The sequence below is a fragment of the Desulfosporosinus nitroreducens genome, assembly GCF_023897015.1.
Classification (GTDB): Bacteria; Bacillota; Desulfitobacteriia; order Desulfitobacteriales; family Desulfitobacteriaceae; genus Desulfosporosinus; species Desulfosporosinus nitroreducens.
In genome coordinates this window covers 1-1952 of record NZ_JAMHFY010000075.1, presented here as the reverse complement: position 1 = coordinate 1952, position 1952 = coordinate 1, and the positions used below count along the sequence as shown (strand labels likewise).

1 protein-coding gene is annotated in these 1952 nt (G+C 39.8%); it reads left to right on the top strand.

What is annotated here, in order from left to right; all coding sequences use genetic code 11:
* Positions 1-84 precede the first annotated feature (84 nt).
* Positions 85-1952: beta-ketoacyl synthase N-terminal-like domain-containing protein (locus M8E35_RS26155; RefSeq protein WP_289711021.1), on the top strand; the 1868-nt coding region annotated here is incomplete at its 3' end.

Sequence of the window (1952 nt, the reverse complement as noted above, 5' to 3'; positions counted from 1 at the left end):
ACTTCAACTGGGATACGGGCTTTGTACCAGAGCTTGGCTTCAGGACAGGACCAGGTGATGGTTCTGGAAGGAGACCTTGCACTAATGAAACAAAAATTACTTTATAAAATAAACTCAACTATACTGCAACCTAAGAAAATTTCTGCAATATCCGGTTTTACTACAAGGGTCTGCACCAGCAACATTTTAGAGACAGTACAAACTGCTTTATTAAAAATAGTATCTAAATTACTCAAGATTAAGATTGAGGATATCGATGCCGACACCGAACTAAGTGAATATGGATTTGATTCTATTGCACTCACAGAATTTAGTAACAAGCTTAATCAGGAATACAAGATTGGATTAAATCCTGCTATATTCTTTGAATATCCAACCCTACATAGTTTCGCAGAATATTTGATAGCTGAATATCAGAATATATTTATGTCTCGATTTAAGTTGTCAACAACTAAGGAAGAGGTTATTGTGCTAGCCCCAAAAAATGGCGTGCATGACGAAGGGAAAGAGAGCGTAGACAATTACAACAAAAAACTACGATCAAGGTTTACGAGAGCATTGATCGAATCAACAGCTAAACCCCAAAAAAGTATTCCTGAACCTATTGCGATTATTGGCATGTGCGGTGTATTTCCTATGGCCAGAGATGTTAATGAGTTTTGGAGAAACCTTAAAGAAGGTAGAGATTGTATAACGGAAATCCCTAAGGACCGATGGGATTGGAGAGAGTACTATGGAGATCCAACAAAGGAAGTAAATAAAACAAACATAAAGTGGGGTGGGTTTATTGATGGGGTGGATGAATTTGATCCGTTATTTTTTGGAATTTCCCCTTGTGAAGCTGAGCTTATGGACCCACAACAACGCCTAATAATGACTTATATCTGGAGAGTTATTGAAGATGCTGGCTATTCGGCTCAAAGACTCTCGGGAACTAAAACAGGGATTTTCGTAGGTACGACGAGTAGTGGCTATAGTAGATTGATTTCACAGACAAATATAGCCGTTGAAGCATACACTTCCACTGGTATGGTACCTTCGGTAGGACCGAACCGAATGAGTTATTTTCTCAATATTCACGGATGCAGTGAACCCATTGAAACTGCCTGTTCCAGTTCATTAGTTGCTATTCATCGGGCAGTAAGCGCTATAGAAAATGGAGACTGCGAGATGGCAATTGTAGGTGGTGTCAATGTAATATTGACACCGGAGATGCATATTAGTTTTAACAAAGCTGGCATGCTATGTGAAGATGGTCGATGCAAAACTTTTTCGGATCAAGCTAATGGCTATGTACGAGGTGAAGGAGTGGGCATGATCTTCTTGAAAAAGCTTAAAGATGTAGAGCAATCAGGAGATCATATTTACGGAATCATTAGAGGTACTGCTGAGAACCATGGTGGCCGTTCAAATTCATTGACTGCACCTAATCCGAAAGCACAGGCTGAAGTAATACGAACTGCTTACATCAAGGCTGGAATTGATCCGAGGACAGTTACTTATATTGAGACTCATGGAACAGGCACAGAACTTGGAGATCCCATAGAAATAAACGGACTGAAGACAGCTTTCAAAGAGTTGTATCAAGCTACAGATGGCCCAAAGGTTGTTAGCACTCATTGTGGTTTGGGTTCAGTGAAGTCCAATATTGGTCATTTGGAACTTGCTGCAGGAATTTCGGGTGTGATCAAGGTCTTACTGCAACTCAAACATAAAACGCTGGTAAAAACACTACATTGTGCCAAAATTAATTCATATATCCAAATTGAAGATAGTCCATTTTATATAGTCCAGGAAACTAAGGAGTGGAATCCGTTACAAAATATTCAAGGAGAAGACATTCCAAGGCGAGCTGGTATAAGTTCTTTTGGGTTTGGTGGTTCCAATGCCCATGTAGTGATTGAAGAATACATACCCGAGAATCGGGAACGGCCTACCATTACTACTCAAAA